At 45.4% G+C, this 18,873-nt stretch carries 20 protein-coding genes; 10 read left to right on the top strand and 10 right to left on the bottom strand.

What is annotated here, in order from left to right; genetic code table 11:
• Positions 1-90: 90 nt before the first annotated feature.
• Positions 91-1,218 carry an RNA-guided endonuclease InsQ/TnpB family protein gene (locus tag RLO19_RS23575; protein ID WP_446359838.1) on the bottom strand — a complete coding sequence of 376 codons (1,128 nt, stop codon included), beginning with the start codon at positions 1,216-1,218 and terminating at the stop codon, positions 91-93.
• Between the two features lie 290 nt (positions 1,219-1,508).
• On the opposite strand from RLO19_RS23575, the gene coaD reads away from it, so the two are divergent.
• From coaD to RLO19_RS23550, 5 genes are all read left to right on the top strand, one after another.
• The gene (gene coaD / locus RLO19_RS23570) at positions 1,509-2,063 is read left to right on the top strand and encodes a pantetheine-phosphate adenylyltransferase (RefSeq protein WP_446334935.1); all 555 of its coding nucleotides are present in this window, start codon (positions 1,509-1,511) and stop codon (positions 2,061-2,063) included.
• The gene (locus tag RLO19_RS23565) at positions 1,970-2,683 is read left to right on the top strand and encodes an ATP synthase F0 subunit B (RefSeq protein WP_446334936.1); all 714 of its coding nucleotides are present in this window, start codon (positions 1,970-1,972) and stop codon (positions 2,681-2,683) included. The genes coaD and RLO19_RS23565 overlap by 94 nt, the downstream gene beginning before the upstream one ends.
• On the top strand, positions 2,683-3,150 hold the full coding sequence (locus RLO19_RS23560) for a zinc ribbon domain-containing protein (RefSeq protein WP_446359837.1): 468 nt from the start codon (positions 2,683-2,685) through the stop codon (positions 3,148-3,150). The genes RLO19_RS23565 and RLO19_RS23560 overlap by 1 nt, the downstream gene beginning before the upstream one ends.
• Before the next feature lie 130 nt (positions 3,151-3,280).
• Entirely contained in the window at positions 3,281-4,648 is a 1,368-nt protein-coding gene (gor, locus tag RLO19_RS23555; protein WP_446359836.1) for a glutathione-disulfide reductase, read from the top strand.
• A gap of 8 nt (positions 4,649-4,656) precedes the next feature.
• Complete coding sequence (locus RLO19_RS23550) at positions 4,657-4,800, top strand: hypothetical protein (protein WP_446359835.1); 144 nt, start codon at positions 4,657-4,659, stop codon at positions 4,798-4,800.
• 120 nt (positions 4,801-4,920) lie between these two features.
• On the opposite strand, the gene RLO19_RS23545 is transcribed toward RLO19_RS23550, so the two are convergent.
• Complete coding sequence (locus RLO19_RS23545) at positions 4,921-5,868, bottom strand: pentapeptide repeat-containing protein (protein ID WP_446359834.1); 948 nt, start codon at positions 5,866-5,868, stop codon at positions 4,921-4,923.
• Positions 5,869-5,984: 116 nt separating this feature from the next.
• On the opposite strand from RLO19_RS23545, the gene RLO19_RS23540 reads away from it, so the two are divergent.
• Positions 5,985-6,749 carry a hypothetical protein gene (locus tag RLO19_RS23540; protein ID WP_446359833.1) on the top strand — a complete coding sequence of 255 codons (765 nt, stop codon included), beginning with the start codon at positions 5,985-5,987 and terminating at the stop codon, positions 6,747-6,749.
• 110 nt (positions 6,750-6,859) lie between these two features.
• On the opposite strand, the gene RLO19_RS23535 is transcribed toward RLO19_RS23540, so the two are convergent.
• On the bottom strand, positions 6,860-7,258 hold the full coding sequence (locus RLO19_RS23535; RefSeq protein ID WP_446334941.1) for a DUF6464 family protein: 399 nt from the start codon (positions 7,256-7,258) through the stop codon (positions 6,860-6,862).
• A 258-nt stretch (positions 7,259-7,516) separates the two neighbouring features.
• Here RLO19_RS23535 and RLO19_RS23530 point away from each other — a divergent pair, with 258 nt between their 5' ends.
• The gene (locus tag RLO19_RS23530; RefSeq protein ID WP_446359832.1) at positions 7,517-7,735 is read left to right on the top strand and encodes a hypothetical protein; all 219 of its coding nucleotides are present in this window, start codon (positions 7,517-7,519) and stop codon (positions 7,733-7,735) included.
• Positions 7,736-7,801: 66 nt separating this feature from the next.
• Positions 7,802-9,658: a 2-succinyl-5-enolpyruvyl-6-hydroxy-3-cyclohexene-1-carboxylic-acid synthase gene (menD, locus tag RLO19_RS23525; protein ID WP_446359831.1), complete on the top strand. Its 1,857-nt coding sequence runs from the start codon at positions 7,802-7,804 to the stop codon at positions 9,656-9,658.
• Positions 9,659-9,982: 324 nt separating this feature from the next.
• On the opposite strand, the gene RLO19_RS23520 is transcribed toward menD, so the two are convergent.
• From RLO19_RS23520 to RLO19_RS23495, 6 genes are all read right to left on the bottom strand, one after another.
• Positions 9,983-11,413: a protein kinase domain-containing protein gene (locus RLO19_RS23520; RefSeq protein WP_446359830.1), complete on the bottom strand. Its 1,431-nt coding sequence runs from the start codon at positions 11,411-11,413 to the stop codon at positions 9,983-9,985.
• A gap of 55 nt (positions 11,414-11,468) precedes the next feature.
• Complete coding sequence (locus RLO19_RS23515) at positions 11,469-13,262, bottom strand: PP2C family serine/threonine-protein phosphatase (protein WP_446359829.1); 1,794 nt, start codon at positions 13,260-13,262, stop codon at positions 11,469-11,471.
• A gap of 137 nt (positions 13,263-13,399) precedes the next feature.
• Complete coding sequence (locus RLO19_RS23510) at positions 13,400-14,041, bottom strand: vWA domain-containing protein (protein ID WP_446359828.1); 642 nt, start codon at positions 14,039-14,041, stop codon at positions 13,400-13,402.
• A gap of 79 nt (positions 14,042-14,120) precedes the next feature.
• The gene (locus tag RLO19_RS23505) at positions 14,121-15,188 is read right to left on the bottom strand and encodes a vWA domain-containing protein (protein WP_446359827.1); all 1,068 of its coding nucleotides are present in this window, start codon (positions 15,186-15,188) and stop codon (positions 14,121-14,123) included.
• Positions 15,189-15,211: 23 nt separating this feature from the next.
• Positions 15,212-16,171 carry a vWA domain-containing protein gene (locus RLO19_RS23500; RefSeq protein WP_446359826.1) on the bottom strand — a complete coding sequence of 320 codons (960 nt, stop codon included), beginning with the start codon at positions 16,169-16,171 and terminating at the stop codon, positions 15,212-15,214.
• Positions 16,172-16,337: 166 nt separating this feature from the next.
• Positions 16,338-16,739 carry a peptide chain release factor 1 gene (locus RLO19_RS23495; RefSeq protein ID WP_446359825.1) on the bottom strand — a complete coding sequence of 134 codons (402 nt, stop codon included), beginning with the start codon at positions 16,737-16,739 and terminating at the stop codon, positions 16,338-16,340.
• Between the two features lie 197 nt (positions 16,740-16,936).
• Between RLO19_RS23495 and RLO19_RS23490 the strand changes: the two genes are divergently transcribed.
• Entirely contained in the window at positions 16,937-17,191 is a 255-nt protein-coding gene (locus tag RLO19_RS23490) for a hypothetical protein (RefSeq protein WP_446359824.1), read from the top strand.
• Positions 17,192-17,351: 160 nt separating this feature from the next.
• A complete protein-coding gene (locus RLO19_RS23485) occupies positions 17,352-18,158 on the top strand; it encodes a glucose 1-dehydrogenase (protein ID WP_446359839.1) in 807 nt (268 codons plus the stop codon).
• Between the two features lie 516 nt (positions 18,159-18,674).
• Here RLO19_RS23485 and RLO19_RS23480 read toward each other — a convergent pair.
• The coding region (locus RLO19_RS23480) for a hypothetical protein (protein WP_446359823.1) at positions 18,675-18,873 on the bottom strand (199 nt) is incomplete at its 5' end.

The following is an 18,873-nucleotide window of genomic DNA, read 5'->3' as shown; positions in this document are numbered from 1 at the left end:
TTGATAATTGACAATTGATTAATTGGGTCTAAGACCTCTTCGTTTACGAAGAAATTAAAAAAGATTTTCCTTAATTTCAATCCTCTTCTTTTAAGGAGAGGTCATTATCCATTGTTCATTATCCATTGTCAATTTGTGAATGGCTCCATTAAAGTCGGCATCCCCATGCCATCCGCAATGACCACATTTGAAAGTCTTGCCACTACGGTAAGACTTTCCTTTTACCGGGTGAATATGCAGGCAGTTGTGACACATCTGGGAGGTATAGGCAGGGGAGATAGGGATAACCATGACACCAACACTCCTGGCTTTGTACTCGATAAATAGACGTAGTTGATAAAATGCCCATGAATTAGAGCGTCTACGTTCTGTTTTGTTTCTTGGCTGCTCATTGGTTCTCTCCCTAATTCCCGTCAAGTCTTCTATAGCAATTGAGGCACTTAACTCAATTGCTCGTTTGACCACCGACTTAGAGATATTGTGATTAAGCCATTGTTGGTAACGTCTCTCCCGTCCCGACAGCCGTCTCAAGATTTCTCGACATCTACGTCGAGTCGTCCTCGTGCCTTTCGGGGCTTTCTTTTGGAGAGACGCCCTAACTTGGGAAAACTGGTCTCTAACTTGCTGAATGTCCGTACCGTCCCACTTGCTTCCTTCCGATGTAACCGCAATGTCGCGGCGTCCTAAATCGATACCTATCACCTTATCGGTAACTGGCGCGTCTTTTGCATCATCTTTGATTTGAATATGTAGGTAGAACTGCCCGTCACGATGTTTGCACAGTTGAGCAGAAGTAGGATTTCTTCCTTTGAGTTTCCCTCTTTGGTAATTTCCAACTTTTAACTTAATTCGCTCTCTGCCGTGAACCGTTGCAAGGCTTACCGTCCAGTCATGTTCGCGAAACCGAAACAAGTCTTTGTCACAGTCGATGCTGGTTGGGGTAAACCGTTTTACCAGTTTCCCCTTTTGCTTGGCTACCTTGCGATTAGCCGCTACACGGGCGCAAGCTCTGACTGCCATGTTAGCCACGAGGCTAAACTCGCTTTTGATGGTTTGGTAGGTCAGAGATTGGATAGCGATTTTATTGGTCAGTTTTGGATCTGTGTGTTCGTTGACGTAATTGCACGCCAACGCAAACGCCTGAAGGGTTGCCTCTAACTTGGTAACTTGCTTAGGCGTAGGTTGAAGTTTTACAACTATCGTCAAGACTTGTTTCATGGCTATCATTATACCAATCTGTGGGAAATAATTGGAAATACGAAAGGACCTTGAGTCTTTGTATTTCCCGCTCTCCCTCTACGGCTTACCTCCACTTCGTGAAGGTTGAAGCCGTAGCCCCTCGCTTGCTTGAAGGTGGGTCTTATTGCTCCCCCTCTCCCCCAAAATTAGATAAAAACCGTCTCCGGAGTCACCCCGTCACCTCGTCTCCCTGTCTCCGGTCAGCCTTAACTATCGCATTAATGCATAACAGCTTATAATTCCTCAGTACCTCTCCAGATGTCTCTGTCGTGATTGCAATTTATCCAGGCAGCTTCGATCCGATCACTCTAGGACACCTCGATATCATTGAGCGTAGCTGTAAGCTCTTTGAAACCGTCATTGTTGCCGTACTCCGCAACCCGAGTAAATCGCCATTGTTTACAATACAAGAGCGAGTGCAACAGATTCGCGGCTGTACCCAACATCTATCGAATGTGGAAATCGATAGCTTCACCGGTTTAACGGTGGACTATGCCAAACTCAAGAATGCTCAAGTCTTACTGCGGGGACTACGGGTGCTATCAGACTTTGAGAAAGAACTCCAGATGGCGCATACTAATCAAACCCTCTGGGATGAAATAGAAACCGTTTTTCTCGCCACGTCTAACGAGTACAGTTTTTTAAGTAGTAGCGTAGTGAAAGAGATTGCCAAATTTGGCGGATCTGTTGACCATCTTGTTCCCCCGCAGGTTGCCCTAGATATTTGCCGATGTTACGCCCAGAGTCATCCCGCCTTGAACCCGATAAACTCCCAGAACCCAACCCCCCAGAGAAACGCCTTTCCTCTGGAACCCCCGATTTAGATATCCAGCGAGAACTCACTAAGCTAGAGGATATGCTGTTTGATAGCCCCCACATCCCGTTGACCAAGTACACTTTGATTGATGAAGAGGCGTTTTTGACTCAATTGGATGTGGTGCGGGCAAGTCTACCGGAGGCGTTTGAGGCAGCGAAAAAGATTATCCACCAAGGGGAAGATATTCTCCTGCAAACAGAAGACTATGCCCAAGAAATCCTAGAAGCCGCTGAACGACAGGCTCAACAAATTCTGGATGACATGGGGATTGTGCAACAGGCAGAACTCGAAGCCAAGCAAATCCGGCAACGGGTTCAGCAAGAGTGTGAAACGCTGCAACAACAAACTCGCACTGAAATTGAACAGATGCGCCGACAAGCCCAGCAGGAATTGGCACAACTGCGCCAACTCGCACTCGAAGAATGCGAAGATATTCAAAACGGTGCGGATGACTATGCTGATTCTGTACTTAATAGTATTGAGCAACAGCTTGCTGATATGCTGAGGGTAATTCGCAATGGACGTCAACAACTTTACCAGAACGTACAACCCAAACAACCGCAGGAAAAAGATGGGATTGGCGGATCTGAGTCTCGTTCATCCTCAACATCACCGAAAAAGAAGTAATGTATTCAAATGAGCGTTTATGGTGGATCAGAGGCGACATCGGATCAACAAGATGCACCAAGTACAAGATAATATTTTTGCCCACGTTTGAAGTGAAAAACATGGTCAAACGGGGAAAACGACGACTATCAACTAAGACGGCGCGAAAGCTGGTTACCTGGTCGCATTACCGTTTTAAGCAAACGTTGAAGCATCAAGCGGCTAAGTATGGCTGTGTTGTAGTAGACGTGACGGAAGAGTACACCAGCAAAACCTGTTCAAAGTGCGGTCATATCCACACAAAATTAGGAGGAAACAAACTTTTTATCTGCCCCTCCTGTGGTCACGCAATTGGGCGTGATATCAATGGCGCTTTCAACATTTTGTTGAAGGCTTTGAGAGATACCTCCACATCTGGCGTGATAACCTCATTTCAGATTGTGCCATACTCAGAAACTGAAGGCAATTGCCAGATTTTTCCGGGTTAAATGTATCTGGACTATCCTGAAAAAGGACAAATGACAAATGAAGATCCTCACTATTTACTGGAATTTTGCCGACATACCAAACTATTGATAGTTTAAGTTTTTAGCCGATATAACGGGAGTTGAGCCAGTTATGAGTTACGATTTTGATCTGTTTGTTATTGGTGGCGGTTCCGGCGGAATTGCCACAGCACGACGAGCAGCCCAGTATGGGGCAAAGGTAGGAGTAGCCGAATTCAGTCGTTTGGGAGGAACCTGTGTAAATCGCGGCTGTATTCCTAAAAAACTGATGGTGTATGCCTCTCATTTTCCGGAGGTGTTTGAAGAGGCGCAAGGGTATGGCTGGAGTGCTGTACAAAGTACCCTTGACTGGCATAAAATGATCGAGGCGGTGCAAAAGGAACTAGAACGCCTCAATGGGGTTTACTTGCGGATGTTGGATAATTCCCAAGTGCAACTGTTTCGGGGTTATGCCAAGTTTGTTGACCCTCATACGTTAGAGATTTTTGAGTCTCAAAACGATAGTACCGCGTCGCAAAAAGTGAGTGCGGATAAAATTTTGATTGCTGTGGGTGGACAGCCGGTTAAACCCAATATCCCCGGTATAGAACATGCCATTATCTCCGATGATATGTTCTTACTTAAGGAGCAACCGAAGCGAGTGGTGATTCTCGGTGGTGGCTACATCGGTGTGGAATTTGCCTGTATTATGCATGGCTTGGGTTCTGAAGTGACCCAGATTATCCGCAAAGAGAAGATTTTGCGGGGGTTTGATGATGATATTCGGACTCAAATCCAAGAGGGAATGCAGGAACACGGTATCCGGATTTTAGAGGGTAGCGTACCGACAGCGATTGAAAAGACAGGAGATGGACTGAAGGTTACGGTTTGCGGTAAGCATGAGGAAACCGTAATTGGGGATATCTTTCTCGCCGCCACGGGACGCCAGCCGAATCTCCAGAATCTAGGACTGGAGAAGGCTGGAGTCGATGTATCTCAAGATGCGATCGCGGTAGATGAGTATAGCCGGACTTCTGTCCCCCATATTTATGCCGTTGGGGATTGCACGGATCGGATTAATTTGACGCCAGTTGCGATTAACGAAGGGCGTGCTTTTGCCGATACGGAGTTTGGCGGCAAATCCCGGATTATGAGTTATGAAAATGTCCCCTCTGCGGTATTTAGTACCCCAGAAGCCGCAACGGTGGGGTTAACTGAAGCCCAAGCTAGGGAAAAGTATAGGGATGGGGTTAAAGTCTATCGCGCCCGTTTCCGCCCCTTGTACCATACTCTGACCGGTCGAGAGGAACGGGTCATGGTGAAGTTAGTGGTTGACGAAAGCACCGATAAAGTGCTAGGAGCGCACATGGTTGGAGCATCAGCGGCTGAGATTATTCAGGGCGTTGCGATCGCGCTGAAAATGGGAGCGACAAAAGCCGATTTTGATGCTACCGTTGGCATTCATCCCTCGACCGCTGAGGAGTTTGTTACCTTGCGTTGACATAAATCATGAACCATTGGCGTCTGATTACTACCATTTTCCTGATGCTACTTTCACCCGTGACTACAGTTAACCTCAACGCTGTAGCCACAGCAGCGACTCATTTTCTCAAAGATGGGGATACAGTCATTTGCCGTTGGGGGCGGGTTTAGTGACATCCGGGTGAATACCAAACGTTAATGGTAAAACCCGCCCCTACAACAGACGTTCCACCAGACAGACGCGCCATAACCAGACAGACGCGCCATGGCGCGTCTCTACAGCCCTGTTCCCTAAAACAATTCGGGACGTGCCTCCACAGATGGATTGTTATCCGTCATGGCGCAATTTGGAGCGGCTACTGTGCCATCAGGAAGCCTTGTTCGACACAATTGTGCTCCCTGCAAATTGACACCTGTTGCTCCCCGCAGATCCGTTTCAATGAGTTTTGCTCCCGTCAAATTAGCGCCACTTAAATTAGCTTCACTGAGATTTGCCCCATTGAAATTGACATTGGTTAAGTCCGCTAATGTCAAATTGGCTCGAAAAAGATTGGTATTGCTTAAATCAGCATTTGTCATTCTCGCCGAGGAAAAATTTCCTAAACTTAGAGTTGATCCACTCAAGTTTGCCCCATAGAGGATAACATAAGAGGCAAAGGTATTGTCCAAACTAGCATCAACAATTTGAGCACCACTCAAATTAGTATCGTACAACCGAGCGCCGCGAAAATTGGCATTGGCTAAAATAGCACGAGTCAAGTTAGTATAATCTAACTTGGCATCGCTCAAATTTGCCCCAGTGAGATTGGCGGGAACTTCTGTAACAATTGCCCGACTCACCGAGGTTCTAGGACTTAAGTTGGCAGCGCTGAGATCAACACCGCCTAAATTGGCTCCTCTGAGGTCAGCCGATCTCAAATCACAACCGACTAAACTGGGTCGATTTTGCCTGGGCAAAACATAGGCTCGTTCGAGACGCCTGTCGTATTCAGTTATTTCACTCAAATTGGCACCGGGAGCTTGTCTGGCTCGCTGGCATTGTTGTTGAAAGTCCTGCTCAAAGTTTTCTCGAAACTGGGCGTTAGCCGGTAGTGCTGCACCACCCAAGCCGAGGACTAGGTAAAGTCCTAGGAGTTTGATGATTGACCGAAACAGGGGATGTTTATTCACGACTCTTGAGTCAGTATTAACATTTAACTCTAGTTTGAATGATAATGCACTGTTGTAGAGACGCGCCATGGCGCGTCTCTACAATACCAGGGTGGGTTTTACTGTCAAATGATAGATGATATTGGGTCTTTGTTCTTTTAGAGTAGAAATGACAACCACCACAATGTATAAAAATTAACTGAAATATGGCAGCACAGTGGAAAAACCGTTCATTTACAGACCAAATCAGTGACGCGATCGCAACCACCACTCAAGTCGCCACCTTTGCCACTCAGTTGGCAACCAAAGCTACGCAATCGGCGGCTGACACCATTACCAGCACAACTACGGCGGTAGGAAAAGCGGTTCGCCCTGCGGCTGTGCGATTCGTCGAACCGGGAACGGAAACCGTCGGCAAAATCGTGGCACCCATTGCAGAACATCCGCTAACTAAATATGCTGCTAAAGTTCCAGGGATTAACTTACTCGTTGCTGCACTAGGTCAAGTGGATTTAGAACAAGCTCAAAAAGACGTAGACAAGCTGCGACAGGATTACCCCTTTGACACATCCGAACAGCTTGCTCATCGGCTTATGGTGGATACCGCGATCAAAGGAGGTAGGCTGGGATTAATCACCAACTTTATCCCACCTTTAGCCCTTGCCTTGTTTGGGATTGAGCTAGCAGCGGTGACAGCCCTCCAAGCACAGATGGTTTATCGCATTGCGGCGGCTTATGGCTTTTCGCTCAAAGAACCAACGCGACGTGGTGAAGTTCTAGCGATTTTTGGCTTATCTGTAGGAGGTTCCGGAGTTCTCAAAGGTGGGTTGAGTTTTGTGGAAATTCTGCCTGTGATTGGTGCAGCCGTGGGAGCTTCTAGTAACGCGGCGCTCATTTATTCCCTCGGATTCATTGCGAGCCAGTTTTATGACGAAAAAAGAAACTCCTTGAGTCAATCGTCGGTTCATTAACCGATGAAAAAAGTTCCCCCCGCTTCCAGATGCTTCTTGGATCATGTCTAGAACATTGCTCCCCCGCCACACTTGGTAGAAGTTAGCGGCGGGAGTGATAAAATTTAGCTTTAGTGACTTTTTCGATAGGTGATGTCAGGGTCACTCAGGTTTTGTTCAATTGGTTCGTAGTAACGGCAAGACTGGCAAGGACCATCTGGATTGACAGCGCAACGCACCAGTTCAGAATTCGCATTATATTGACAACTCCCATCGCCAAGCACCCAGCGCCCATCGACCAAACTTTTCTCCGTTGGGCGGGGCGCCGATTGGACGTAGAGGGCAATTTTGTGCAAACGATAGCGCCCAGATTTTAGGAGATAGCGATGGCGACGCTCCAGGACAGCGTAGGTTTGACCGTTATAGTCCAGATAATTACCGGGTTGGGGAGTCCAATTTAGTCGGATATTACCCAGACTCTGACGCGATTGCGTCAGGATTAGCTCTGCAGGAAGAGAATCTGGCTCCATAGTAATAGGTGTGATGATGACTACACTTGGATGGTATCGCAATCAACGCGATCGCAAATCCCACTTCCGTTTTTTGTTATTCCTCATTCGTCCCCCCGGCTTTTTGGTTCCTCCGCTTCCCTGCTTCTAGACGTTCGGAACGTCTCTACATCCTTTGCGCCCCTAGCCGTATTGGGGTGTGGGGTCTGACCCATATCCCTCAAATCCTGATGATGATTCATACTTGGATGGAAGTGTTGAGTCAATCCAACAGTCGATATGCAAATTCCAGTGAGACTTCTACCCGGCGCCCTATCCGATTTATTCGCTCAAACTACCAGTTCTGGTAAAATTACACTCGCTGACCGATACGGAATAATGGCGGCATTGCTAGAAGAGTCGCTGACTGATGAAGAGAGGGACTCCCTAGAACGGTTACTTCGTGCATTTCGCCGAGGACGGATGCAGGTGGTAGATGAGATTTCTGCACTGGGATAAATAATGATTTAGCGATCGCATCCTCAAAGCCTCAATGAGTAGACGCTTCTGCTAGTATAGGATGCGATGCTAATTGACTTTCGTAATACCAATACCGTCTGGGCTTCTATACTGGTGGAAACGTTAACGCGGTTGGGATTAACCACAGCCGTCTTATGTCCAGGTTCACGTTCCACTCCGCTTACCGTTGCTTTTGCACAACACAGCCAAGTTGAGGCAATTCCCATTCTCGATGAACGCTCGGCTGCCTTTTTTGCTTTGGGACTTGCCCGAAAATCGGGGTTACCGGTGGCGTTGGTTTGTACTTCCGGGACAGCCGGAGCGAATTTCTACCCCGCTATTATCGAAGCACGGGAAAGCCGCGTTCCTTTATTGATTTTAACCGCAGACCGTCCGCCAGAACTGCGAGATTGTCATTCTGGGCAAACCATTGACCAAGTGAAACTCTATGGCAATTATCCCAACTGGCAAACCGAATTAGCCGTACCCTCTCTGGAAATCTCAATGCTGAGATATCTGCGACAAACCCTGATTCACGCCTGGGAGCGATCGCGCTTTCCGGTTCCTGGTATAGTTCATTTAAATTGCCCTTTCCGTGATCCTCTGGCACCCATTCGTGATCCTGCCGTCACTCCTTTAAAATCCCAATTCCAGGCTGACGATTTCTTTGCCGCTATTACTCCTGCGTCTCTACACCCCTGTCCCCCTGCACCTGTGCACCCCATTCCCTACTCAGACTGGCAAGGGTGCGATCGCGGTTTAATTATTGCAGGTCTAGCGCAACCCCAAAACCCCAAAGCCTATTGTCATGCAATTTCCCAACTTTCGCAAGCCCTAAACTTTCCCCTATTAGCGGAAGGGCTTTCCCCCCTAAGAAACTACGCTCACCTCAATCCTTATCTCATTTCCACCTACGACTTAATTCTGCGGAATCGCCAACTCGCTCAACAACTTACACCCACTATCGTCATTCAAATTGGTGAACTACCCACAAGTAAAGAACTGCGGACTTGGTTAGATCATTGTCAACCCCAACGCTGGATCATTGATCCGAGTCATCATAACTTAGATGCCCTGCATGGGAAAACCACTCATCTGCGGATTCCTATCGAAGAAATTGGGCAATGGATAACAACGAATAAGACACAAAATCAGACTGTAGGGGCGGGTTTAACGGATAACGTTGTTGACAAAACCGATAACCTAACTAAACCCGCCCCGATAGAGGAACAGGGGAAAACTGGATCACAACAAAACCCATATTACCTGAAAAAATGGTGTGACGCAGAAACCAAACTAAGGACATCTGTTGACCAAAAAATGGCAGAAATGCCTCAACTATTTGAAGGAAAAGCCGCCTGGTTACTCTCTCAATATTTACCAACAGGGACACCATTATTTATTGCCAATAGTATGCCCGTGCGGGATGTAGAATTTTTTTGGGCGCCAGGGAATACAGAGATTCAACCGTGGTTCAATCGGGGAGCTAATGGCATTGATGGCACCTTATCCACAGCATTAGGGATTGCTCACCGGAATCAAAGTGCCGTGATGTTAACAGGAGACTTAGCCTTATTACATGATACCAATGGCTTTTTACTCAACAATAAATTTATCGGTCATCTAACCATTATCTTAATCAATAATAACGGGGGTGGTATTTTTGAAATGTTACCTATTTCTCAATTTTACCCACCCCTTGAAGAATTCTTTGCCACACCCCAAAGCATCAACTTTGCTCAATTATGTCTGACCTATGGCGTAGAACATCAGCTAATTCAGACTTGGCAGCAATTGCAGCAGTTACTGAATCCATTACCCAATCAAGGGATTCGAGTCTTAGAGTTGCCCACGAATCGCAAAGCTGACGCCATTTGGCGGCAAAAGTATCTAGGGCAATTTGCGATAAATCCGGCAATTTGACGCTTAATTCCTGTTCGTAGTCAGGGATGCGAGCCCTTAAAAGTCACCCGCCAACCAATACTGCTCGGGTAAGGTTGTCCATCAAAGGGAGCAATGTAGAGACGCTTCAAAAGCGCGTCTGGGAGCAGGGGGAGCAATGTAGAGACGCTTCAAAAGCGCGTCTGGGAGCAGGGGGAGCTGGCTTATCCGAGCAGTATTGACCCGCCAACAGTCTCCTAGGGAAGGGGTCATACCAAATCCGGGTTAGCCACCCTCTTTATAATCTAGTCCGCGCAGGCGGACGAAAGTTTGTGTAGCAGCGATTTCAATCGCCTCCTCTTGCTTCTAATTAATCATCTGAACCTCAACCATCCTACCGTGGGGTTCTAGAGAAAGCCGGAATTGTATTCCCTCTTTTAATTCAATCGCCTGTCCGGCTTGTCCCGGTTGAGGACTCGGTGCAACTTGGTTACCAGTAGGAGACGTAAGAGAGGTTAAATTTTGGTTAATCAGGAGCCATTTGCCTTCAAAAAATACACAATAAGCCTGAGGCGTTTTGTCAGCTTCTTCACCCGGAAAAACATTATCAAAAGCGTGCCATTTAAACAAAGTAAGATTATGATAAACCACAAGTTGACCATCGAGTGTCCACTGACCGGGACGACGTTCTGAACGCAGCCGCAAAATCGGTAAACTTCCCTTGGGTTTTGAGCCACAAAATGGACAGTTTAAATTAGCGGGGTCATGTAAAATAGACCAATGACTGGGACAATACTTGTTTTTACAAGGGAAAAGCAAATCCCAGGTTTTGATTAGCCCACGTTCCCATTCAATCGCAGCGGGGCGCTCATGGGGAAAGTGTAAGCCTTGAATAAAGGCTCTGTGAAACAAATCGCTTAAATAAGGTCCCAAGGCGGTGGATGATAGCTGCAAATCGTGAGGTCGATTAGAAGCATCCGTGGGATGTTCAATGAACAACGCCTTTGAACCCATCTCCAGACGTTCCTGTTCCTCCGCAGAAGCCGCCGGATAAGTCTTCGGACCTTCTAGGGGATGCCGACCCAGTAAATACTGGTAAAGTAAGACAGCAAGGGCGTGTTGGTCAGTACGAGCAGAGGGATGTTGTCGTTTGCGATCGTCTAAGGGTAAATGAAGAGTAGATAGCACTTCTGGGGCGATATATCCCCTTGTCCCCAAAACATCGGGCGGAAATAAACCAGGAACCACCAATGAGTCAATATCAATGACAACACATTGTCCCGATGTCGGATCAATTAACACATTTTTGTTCGACAAATCAGAATGAGCTAATCCAGCTTGGTGTAACCGTCTCACCGCCCGGGCTAGGCGAATACAGGTTTGAAAATAATTAATCCAAACACCGCGTTCTGCTTTTGGCAACATTTGCCGCAGTTTGGGGCGAACAAACCAAGTGCTTTCTTTTTCCTTACCTGCCAAGTTTCCTGTAGCAAAGAAATAGTTGTTGGGATAAGTTGGGGCGATGAACCCTAACTGAGGCTGAACCACAATACCCGTGGGCCAACAAAATAGTTGTTTAAAATAATCGCCATTTTGAGCAATGGTTGGATTATAACCATCTAAAATCTTCTCTAACCGAGCCATCCGATTGGGATCTGAACCAGCATTTTGGTCTTTATAGAAGCAAATAACCGAGGATTTATCAGCCGTAAAATAGACTTGCTTCATCACCCCTTCACCAATGGGCTCAGGGATGTATTCAACAGTGCTGCCGTCGGTGAGGGTTGCTGTCGCCATAATATCATGTCCGATTAAATACTTACCTTCAGGATTTTACCCACACCCCACACTCTTAGATATCTTCCCGGTAGAGAACAACCAATGTGCGATCATCAAATGAGCCGCGAATCGAGTAGGAATCTAGCCAAATTTTTAACCGTTCTTCTGGTTTGAAATTGTCTGGATCACATATTGGTTCCCCCAGAATTCCCGCCGCTAATAAAGCCGGAGACGCGACAACGTCTGCCACCGATTTCCCTAATGCTTTGGCATAGTTAGCGATGGAACGAATCACGACTCGTTTAGGTTCCGGCAATTGATTGGGCAAAATTCGCTCGACTTTATCCTGAAACCTTGACTTGACTTCGTTGACACCCTCCAGACTGCCTAATACTGTCATTTTTAGCTGGTTAGCAATCTCTTGCTCATTAGGTTTAGAGACTTTAATCACCTGATTGAACAGTAAATCACCATACAGCTCCAACATCCTCGGCTGATTGGGGAAGTAGTCATCAGCGACTCCATCCGTCATCACCATTAACGCCTTGAGATGTCCTGGAAATACAAAAGTCTTTTGCAGCAAATTTTTTTGCTCGGTTTTGTTAGCAGAAGTTAAAAACTCGGTTTGACCGCCGTAATCTCCGCTATCTGGTTTGCCTAATAATTTCAGAGTTCCTTCTTGAGATATCGCGGCTAACATACCATCGCCAATCTGACAGGTTAGCACCAGACTATAGTGAGTTCCAGCAACTTTAATGGTGGTATGTACTGCCAGCAGCAGTGTGGCGGAAAGGTCTTTAGGTTCGACATCTTTGTGTTCTAGGGCTTTGTAGTAACGGGTCAACTCGCGGCATTCATCTGCTTTTTTGATCACCGCGTTGTAAGCCGTCTGCATGGCTTCATGTAAAGAGGTTTGGACGACTTCTATATCGGCTCCAGTAAACGCCCAATTGGTTGCCTTGCGCTCAAGAGCAGCCGCTAATGCTTGGGTTGTATCTCGCTCTTTTATTTCATGGTTTTTTAGGGATTTTTTGAGGTTTTCGACAGCGGCTTTACAGGACACTCTCGCCCCAAGCCGAGAGAACTTTTTCGACCCAGCACCATCGGATACAGCAATAATTGTCCAGCTACTACTGGTATTAAATTCAAACCAATCATCACAATTCGTTCCTTGGTGCTTGTGCATTTTTCCTCGCACTCTCGCGCCAATGAGCTTTAGTCCTTCTGCCGATTGACTTGAGGTACAATAAAATTCATCATGTTTGTCTGGTTCGTCATCGGGTACAGGATGATACTCCCACGGAGGACTGGTTGGATTTGTTAATGGCGATTGCAGTTCTCCGGAAGATAGTTCGCCTTTATCGGTTGCTGTTGTAGGATTTGAAGGTCGCACAGGCGATTCCTTGTCTTTATCTATTTGATTGTTTTGGGTTACTTGAGTAGGCTGTTGACAACTGGATTCTACAGGAAATAGTTCTGTAGATGACCGGGATAATGCCTTAAAAATCGCGCTACAGATAGTTTCTTTTAACTGCTGATTCGCAATAATGTGCCATTTTTTTAATGTTTCTTGATTAACTGAACGCGATTCCTCTGAAAGCCAGTTTAATACATCACTCAAGAGGGATTCGATATCCTTAATTTCCGCTTTAACTGTATTCTGGGATAGACCTAGCTGATAATCATACACCTGCTGCCATAGATTCACGACAGAATCACGGATTTTCTGAGCTTGCTCCGGATAATTCTTTAACTGAGTAAACTCTTGCCATTTCTTTGCTAATTTAGGAGAATCTTCAGGTTCAAGCTTAAGCTTCCAGCAAATGGCTTGAATCAATTCTGCCAACTTTGGGTCTTGCTCTTGCATAGTTATTGTTAACCATCCTGCTTTTACTGTCCCCCACTCTCGTACCCCCCTCTCGTTCCCAGGCTGAGCCTGGGAACGAAAGGGGGGAGGCTCTGCCTCCCGTAATAGAATTCAGTATAAGATGCTGTGGAGTAGTCTTAAGGAACAATGGTGATACCTTGGGGTGGAGGAGGTAGATTAATCGGCTGATTATCTGCCATCACCTGAGCGACACTTTGGGATGTCTGCTTCACTGATTGAGACACCCATTTGAAAAAGTGCTTCAGCGTATCGGGCTGGAGATTATCAAGTTTGACGACAATTTCTGTAATCTTCTTGAGCAGATATTCGTCTGCACCTGAACCGGCAGCACAGGCAATAATATTTGCGGGTTTTTTCTGTTTTATTTCCTTTGCTGCATTTTCCCAAGTATCAGTAGGCATCCCATCTGTCATTAGAAATACTAACGGTTTCCAGTCGCCTTTTTGAGTTTCGCTCGCTTTTTGAACTTCTTTATCAAAGCATTGGGATAAAAGTCTCAGGGCGGCTCCCATAGAGGTAGCACCACTAGCAGAGAAATGGGGCGGTTGGAATGTCATCAGTTCGGTTAGAGGACACACTTGTTGAGCTGTACTTTCAAAGGTAATCACTGACAGGTAAGCCGTTTCTAAAGCATAGGGTTCACTTTTCAACTCGGCAACAAGTGCCTTAACTCCCTGGTTAACGGCTTCAATCGGATCACCCGACATAGAACCAGAGCAATCTAGGACAAGATAGACGGGTAAACGACGCGATGACATTTTTTTCTCCTGTTTAATTTGACTCAGTTTGAAATCTTCGGAAAATAAAGATTAAGGGTGTTACTTAATATCAACCCTTCTAGCTGGATGAAATAACAGTTTGACGAATTCGTTGACCATACACTTCCAGTTCAAACCACTGAGAATTGGCTGGCATGGAAATAGATACTTTAGCTGGCAATCCATCTGTATATTTTTTGACAATTTTACCTGTATCATCGTAAATAATACCTGTGGAGGCAACAATCTGATTTTCATCAACGACTTCTGCAAATATCTGTAAGAGTGCTTGCATTTCCGTGGCTATTTTATAATCCCAGATATCGACATCAGTGCCTGTATCCAGATCATCTAATTCCTCAAGTTGACGCACATCAACGCCATATCCCACACCAATCAGAACCGCTTTGACATAATTTTGTTTGCCAGCCGCAATCTTTTGGGCGAGTTGAGTGGTATATTGTTTGACCTCCTCTAAATCATCAATTCTGCCATCGGTAATGAAAATGTACATCCCTCGTTTAGCATCAACAAAGCGTTCAACAAAATGTTTAAACGCTGGCGTCAAGATTGTGGTTTCACCAAAGGTAACCTTAGTCGGTCCATTAACATTAAGAGTAGAACATTCAGATTCCGTACAATCTCCTAATATTTCAATTTCTGCTCCGTTACCACAAGCCCAATAGATCACACTCGTCCCACCATCTACATCTAAGTTTCCGGCTAAATAGGCTGTAAATTGTTGGGCGAGAGGTTGAACGGTATTCGGTGTTGTCTTAAAATACCCTTTCTGAATTGCATCTTGATACGCTTCCTTTTTAAAGGATTTAACTCGGTTCCCATCTTCAATGCGGGATTCCACCCATTGTTTTTTCTCATAATCCGCCATGACATCGGGTGGAACTTTTCCTTCCAGCTTGCGCCCATAAGGACTTTTCATGGAAGCACTAGCATCCAAGGCTACACCCGTTTTCCAGCCTTCAGCCTCCTGTCCTTGAGGCTCCATCAAAATAGTAAATACAACGTGCAATTCCTCCCCTGTATTGCTAACATTTACTTCCCCAAATTCTTTAGCCACAATATTACTGGGAAGTTGTTGACGGCGAAGGGAGTTGGGTCGGTTAGAAGGTTGACCAGATCTCGTCATTTTATTTCCTCACCAGACATGATTTAAGGTTGTGATAAAGCTTCAGAAATATCTTGAGTGACAGTTCCTCCGGGAAATTCTAAGGTAAATGAATTTGATCCGGCTGGCATCGTGAATCGCAGCAATGCAGGAACGCCATCAGCATATTCTTGGCAAATTTTTCCCCCTTGATTTAAGATTCGACCTGACCCAATGACAATCATGTCTTCAGAAACCAATTCTTTGAAAACTTGCTCTAGTTTATTCATGTCACTGGCTAACTGATGATCCCAGAGGTCAATACTTTGTCCAAAACTATCCGTAATGCCACTACCCTCAAACATATCGTCAAGCTCATCCATTTGCCCTTCATCAACTTCATCGCCTATACCAATGAGAAACAGCTTCATAAAGGGTTTTTGTTTTTGGGAGATGGCTTGAGCATATTGAAAGCAGTATTTCTTGACATCGGCTAAGTCTTCAATAATTCCATCAGTCACGAATACACAAATAGCCGCTGGATTTTTAACGCCAAGTGCAGGTGCATTTTTAAACTTGTCCACAAAAAGTCTTAAGGGAGGCAATAATTTAGTTCCTCGTCCCCAGGGGAGTTTTTTCGGTCCAGCAATGGCAATGTTTTGGATAGTTTGATCATCAAATTCTCCTAATTCTTCGACTTTAGATCCATCTGGACTGCAAGCCCAGTAAATCACATCAACCTTGCCATTGGCGGAAAAATTAGCGAGAAAACTGACCATTGTCCGCGCTACGGGTTCGATAACATTAGGTGTGCTAGCACTAGCCGCCATCGCAAAAGCACCCCCCACGATACCGCTGACTCCATACATTTTTTTCATGGAGGCAGAACCATCAAGGGCGAGTCCCATTCTCGCGCCTTCAATATCAGGGACGGTGAGAATAGTGGCAACGATGTTTAAATCACCATTCGTTTGTTTATAAACATTAACTTCACCGAATGGCTCAACTACACTTTGTAACTGCATTTGCGAATTTCTCCTGTGTTTTTTGGTTTATATTTATTTAAAACAACTGCTTTTATCTCAGTCGATGAACACCATTTTATGTTTTATGTAAACCCTATAAAGATAGTCTATATTAAAAATAGCCTAAGTCTATTTTTGATTTCATTATAATCTTGAACTCAGCTTGCTAACGCCAGTGGGGACGCCCTTTCCAAAATACACCAACGATAACGGCAACCAAGTTGGCATAGCTTAAACTTACCAAGAAAGGAGGTAAAGGCAACAGTGATTTTAAGCCCAAAACTAGGGCTAAACAGGGAATTAATGCCCACAAGCTGCTACTGTTGATCAAAACCTGGGGATAAAACCGTTCCAGAACATAAACTGCGAGAACTCCAAACCCCACAGCCGCCATTAAGGAGATGATCATCCCTAAGGGAGGAGTATAGAGGAACTGGAGCATCTGACGGATCGCAGGGGATTGGGTGAAGCCTAAGCCAATGATAATTTCGAGGACGATCGCGATCGCAACAGTAATCCCAGAGACTTCTAACAGCGATCGCCAGGGGAGAGATCGTAAGCGATACATGGAATTTATGCAGTTTTGGGTATCCTGCTATTCTACCGCTGTTTATTTTTAACGGGTTTCCAGTTCCCTTCGGTGTCGTCTACGCTCCCAGTCAGCGCTACCATCCTGCTATAGCAATCGCCATAGCGCTTAGGACGCATCATTTGGTAGAGACGCGCTTTTGAAGCGTCTCTACAACAGTTCGTTTGTCCTAATCGATGTGTCTACTGCTATATCATCGCCCAAGCTGCTGCCAGACTAGCCCAAATGTTTCGCGATCGCTTTTGGCTAGCATTAGGAAGCGCTCAAGCACTCAACGAGCAAATTACTGGAGAGTGTTAATCCAGTGGCGCACAAACATCTTTGCCAGTCCAGTGTTGGCAGAATTCCGGATTCCTCAACAATTTGATGCCGCCGCAGAGTTTGTTAAACCGGAAGATATGTATAAATATGTGCGAATTTCTGCTGAATAAGAAAGTCCTAACCTTGATGGCGACAGCTCTATCGAAAGGTGGATTTATAGATAGAGCATCAATGTTATCTTTGGATGACATTGACTTTTAATACTATGAAGCAAAAAAACATTGTCTGAAAATACAGGCTTTAGTTGCTTAAAATAAAGGTTTAGTCATGATGAAAGGTCTCAAAGGTAAAAACGCTCTCGTAACAGGTGCAAGTTCTGGAATTGGACGCGCGATCGCTATTCGTTTGGCTCAAGAAGGTGTCAATGTAGCTATTAACTATCGCAGCAGTCCCGAAGATGCCGCAGACACGGCAGAAAAGATGGCTCAAGCTTGTGGTGAAATCAAAGGCTGTGGTGTTAAAGACTTACTGGTACAGGGCGATGTCTCAAAAGAAGACGATGTTTTTCAGATGATGGACACCGTTATTAACGAGTTAGGCGGACTCGACATTTTGATCAACAATGCAGGCATTCAAATGGAGAGTGCGGCACACGAAACAAAAATTGATAGCTTTGATCAAGTCATTTCTGTTAATCTCCGAGGGGCTTATCTTTGCGCCCGTGAAGCCATTAAACATTTTTTAGAGGGCAATAAAAAAGGTGTCATTATCAACATTTCTAGCGTTCATGAAATTATTCCCAGACCTTGCTATGTGAGTTATTCGGTTAGTAAGGGAGGAATGGGAAATTTAACAAAAACTCTGGCTTTAGAATACGCCTCGAAAGAAATTCGGGTGAATGGTATCGGACCTGGGGCAACGATTACCCCAATTAATGAAGCATGGATTAATGATCCTGAGGAAAAAGCCAACGTAGAAAGTCACATTCCGATGGGAAGAGCCGGAACTTCAGAAGAAATGGCAGCAGCGGTGGCATTTTTGGCATCTGAGGAAGCTGACTATATCACCGGACAAACTCTATTTATTGATGGTGGGTTAACACTTTATCACGACTTTAGCAAACCTTGGTCAGCCTGAAAATTATGATTATAGCAGCCGTACATATATGTCATCCAAACTGGCTAGAAGAAAAACCTCTAACTCTGAACTAAGAAAATCCGGCTCTCCCGTACTTGTGGTGGAAAAGCCTATATTAGTGATAGCTTCCCTAAAAACATTGTTTTGAAAGCCTTGCCCCACAAAGTTTCCAAGAATAATCACTTGGAGGAAGTCGATCATCTACATCGGAATCTTTATCAGGCGTAAGGGATACATGGAATCTTACATGACAACAAGTTTTGAGTTTTGAATGTGTAGGGGCGGGTTTTACTAATAACGCATCGGATCAAATCCCTAACTGAACTAAACCCGCCCCTCAACCCAACTTTACACATTAGGTTCTGGTTTCTGTAAGCGAAGGGTCAAGTCTGGGCGGGTTTAGTCACATCTGGGTGAGAGAAAAAAGGATAGTAGTGAAACCCGCCCCTACAGAATGTATAACGAATGAAAAATGACAAATGACAATCACCGACTCAAGATAACAAGCTGCTGCTGTTAGAGCGCATCGCACAGGGCTCGATTCGTTTTTGGCTTGCTCGTCTGGTAATTGGCGTGATTACCGTTCAAGCGATGGGTGAAGGCTCCCACGCTCTTTAGCTGGGAGATGAAACCGAGCGAACCGTCTAGGTAGCGAATAAATTCGCCAGTCAAATAATTCGGATAACGTTCTACTATTGTGGTAATGTAAATACAA

The sequence above is a fragment of the Coleofasciculus sp. G2-EDA-02 genome, from assembly GCF_040226375.1.
GTDB lineage: Bacteria > Cyanobacteriota > Cyanobacteriia > Cyanobacteriales > Coleofasciculaceae > Coleofasciculus.
This window is presented reverse-complemented; position numbering and strand designations above follow the sequence as displayed.

Coding starts and splice junctions, on each gene's coding strand:
- RLO19_RS23575 (WP_446359838.1), bottom strand. CDS start 1,218: ATGAAACAAGTCTTGACGATAGTTGTAAAACTTCAACCTACGCCTAAG.
- RLO19_RS23565 (WP_446334936.1), top strand. CDS start 1,970: ATGTTACGCCCAGAGTCATCCCGCCTTGAACCCGATAAACTCCCAGAA.
- RLO19_RS23560 (WP_446359837.1), top strand. CDS start 2,683: ATGTATTCAAATGAGCGTTTATGGTGGATCAGAGGCGACATCGGATCA.
- gor (WP_446359836.1), top strand. CDS start 3,281: ATGAGTTACGATTTTGATCTGTTTGTTATTGGTGGCGGTTCCGGCGGA.
- RLO19_RS23550 (WP_446359835.1), top strand. CDS start 4,657: ATGAACCATTGGCGTCTGATTACTACCATTTTCCTGATGCTACTTTCA.
- RLO19_RS23545 (WP_446359834.1), bottom strand. CDS start 5,868: ATGGCGCGTCTCTACAACAGTGCATTATCATTCAAACTAGAGTTAAAT.
- RLO19_RS23540 (WP_446359833.1), top strand. CDS start 5,985: ATGGCAGCACAGTGGAAAAACCGTTCATTTACAGACCAAATCAGTGAC.
- RLO19_RS23535 (WP_446334941.1), bottom strand. CDS start 7,258: ATGGAGCCAGATTCTCTTCCTGCAGAGCTAATCCTGACGCAATCGCGT.
- RLO19_RS23530 (WP_446359832.1), top strand. CDS start 7,517: ATGCAAATTCCAGTGAGACTTCTACCCGGCGCCCTATCCGATTTATTC.
- menD (WP_446359831.1), top strand. CDS start 7,802: ATGCTAATTGACTTTCGTAATACCAATACCGTCTGGGCTTCTATACTG.
- RLO19_RS23520 (WP_446359830.1), bottom strand. CDS start 11,413: ATGGCGACAGCAACCCTCACCGACGGCAGCACTGTTGAATACATCCCT.
- RLO19_RS23515 (WP_446359829.1), bottom strand. CDS start 13,262: ATGCAAGAGCAAGACCCAAAGTTGGCAGAATTGATTCAAGCCATTTGC.
- RLO19_RS23510 (WP_446359828.1), bottom strand. CDS start 14,041: ATGTCATCGCGTCGTTTACCCGTCTATCTTGTCCTAGATTGCTCTGGT.
- RLO19_RS23505 (WP_446359827.1), bottom strand. CDS start 15,188: ATGACGAGATCTGGTCAACCTTCTAACCGACCCAACTCCCTTCGCCGT.
- RLO19_RS23500 (WP_446359826.1), bottom strand. CDS start 16,171: ATGCAGTTACAAAGTGTAGTTGAGCCATTCGGTGAAGTTAATGTTTAT.
- RLO19_RS23495 (WP_446359825.1), bottom strand. CDS start 16,739: ATGTATCGCTTACGATCTCTCCCCTGGCGATCGCTGTTAGAAGTCTCT.
- RLO19_RS23490 (WP_446359824.1), top strand. CDS start 16,937: ATGTGTCTACTGCTATATCATCGCCCAAGCTGCTGCCAGACTAGCCCA.
- RLO19_RS23485 (WP_446359839.1), top strand. CDS start 17,352: ATGAAAGGTCTCAAAGGTAAAAACGCTCTCGTAACAGGTGCAAGTTCT.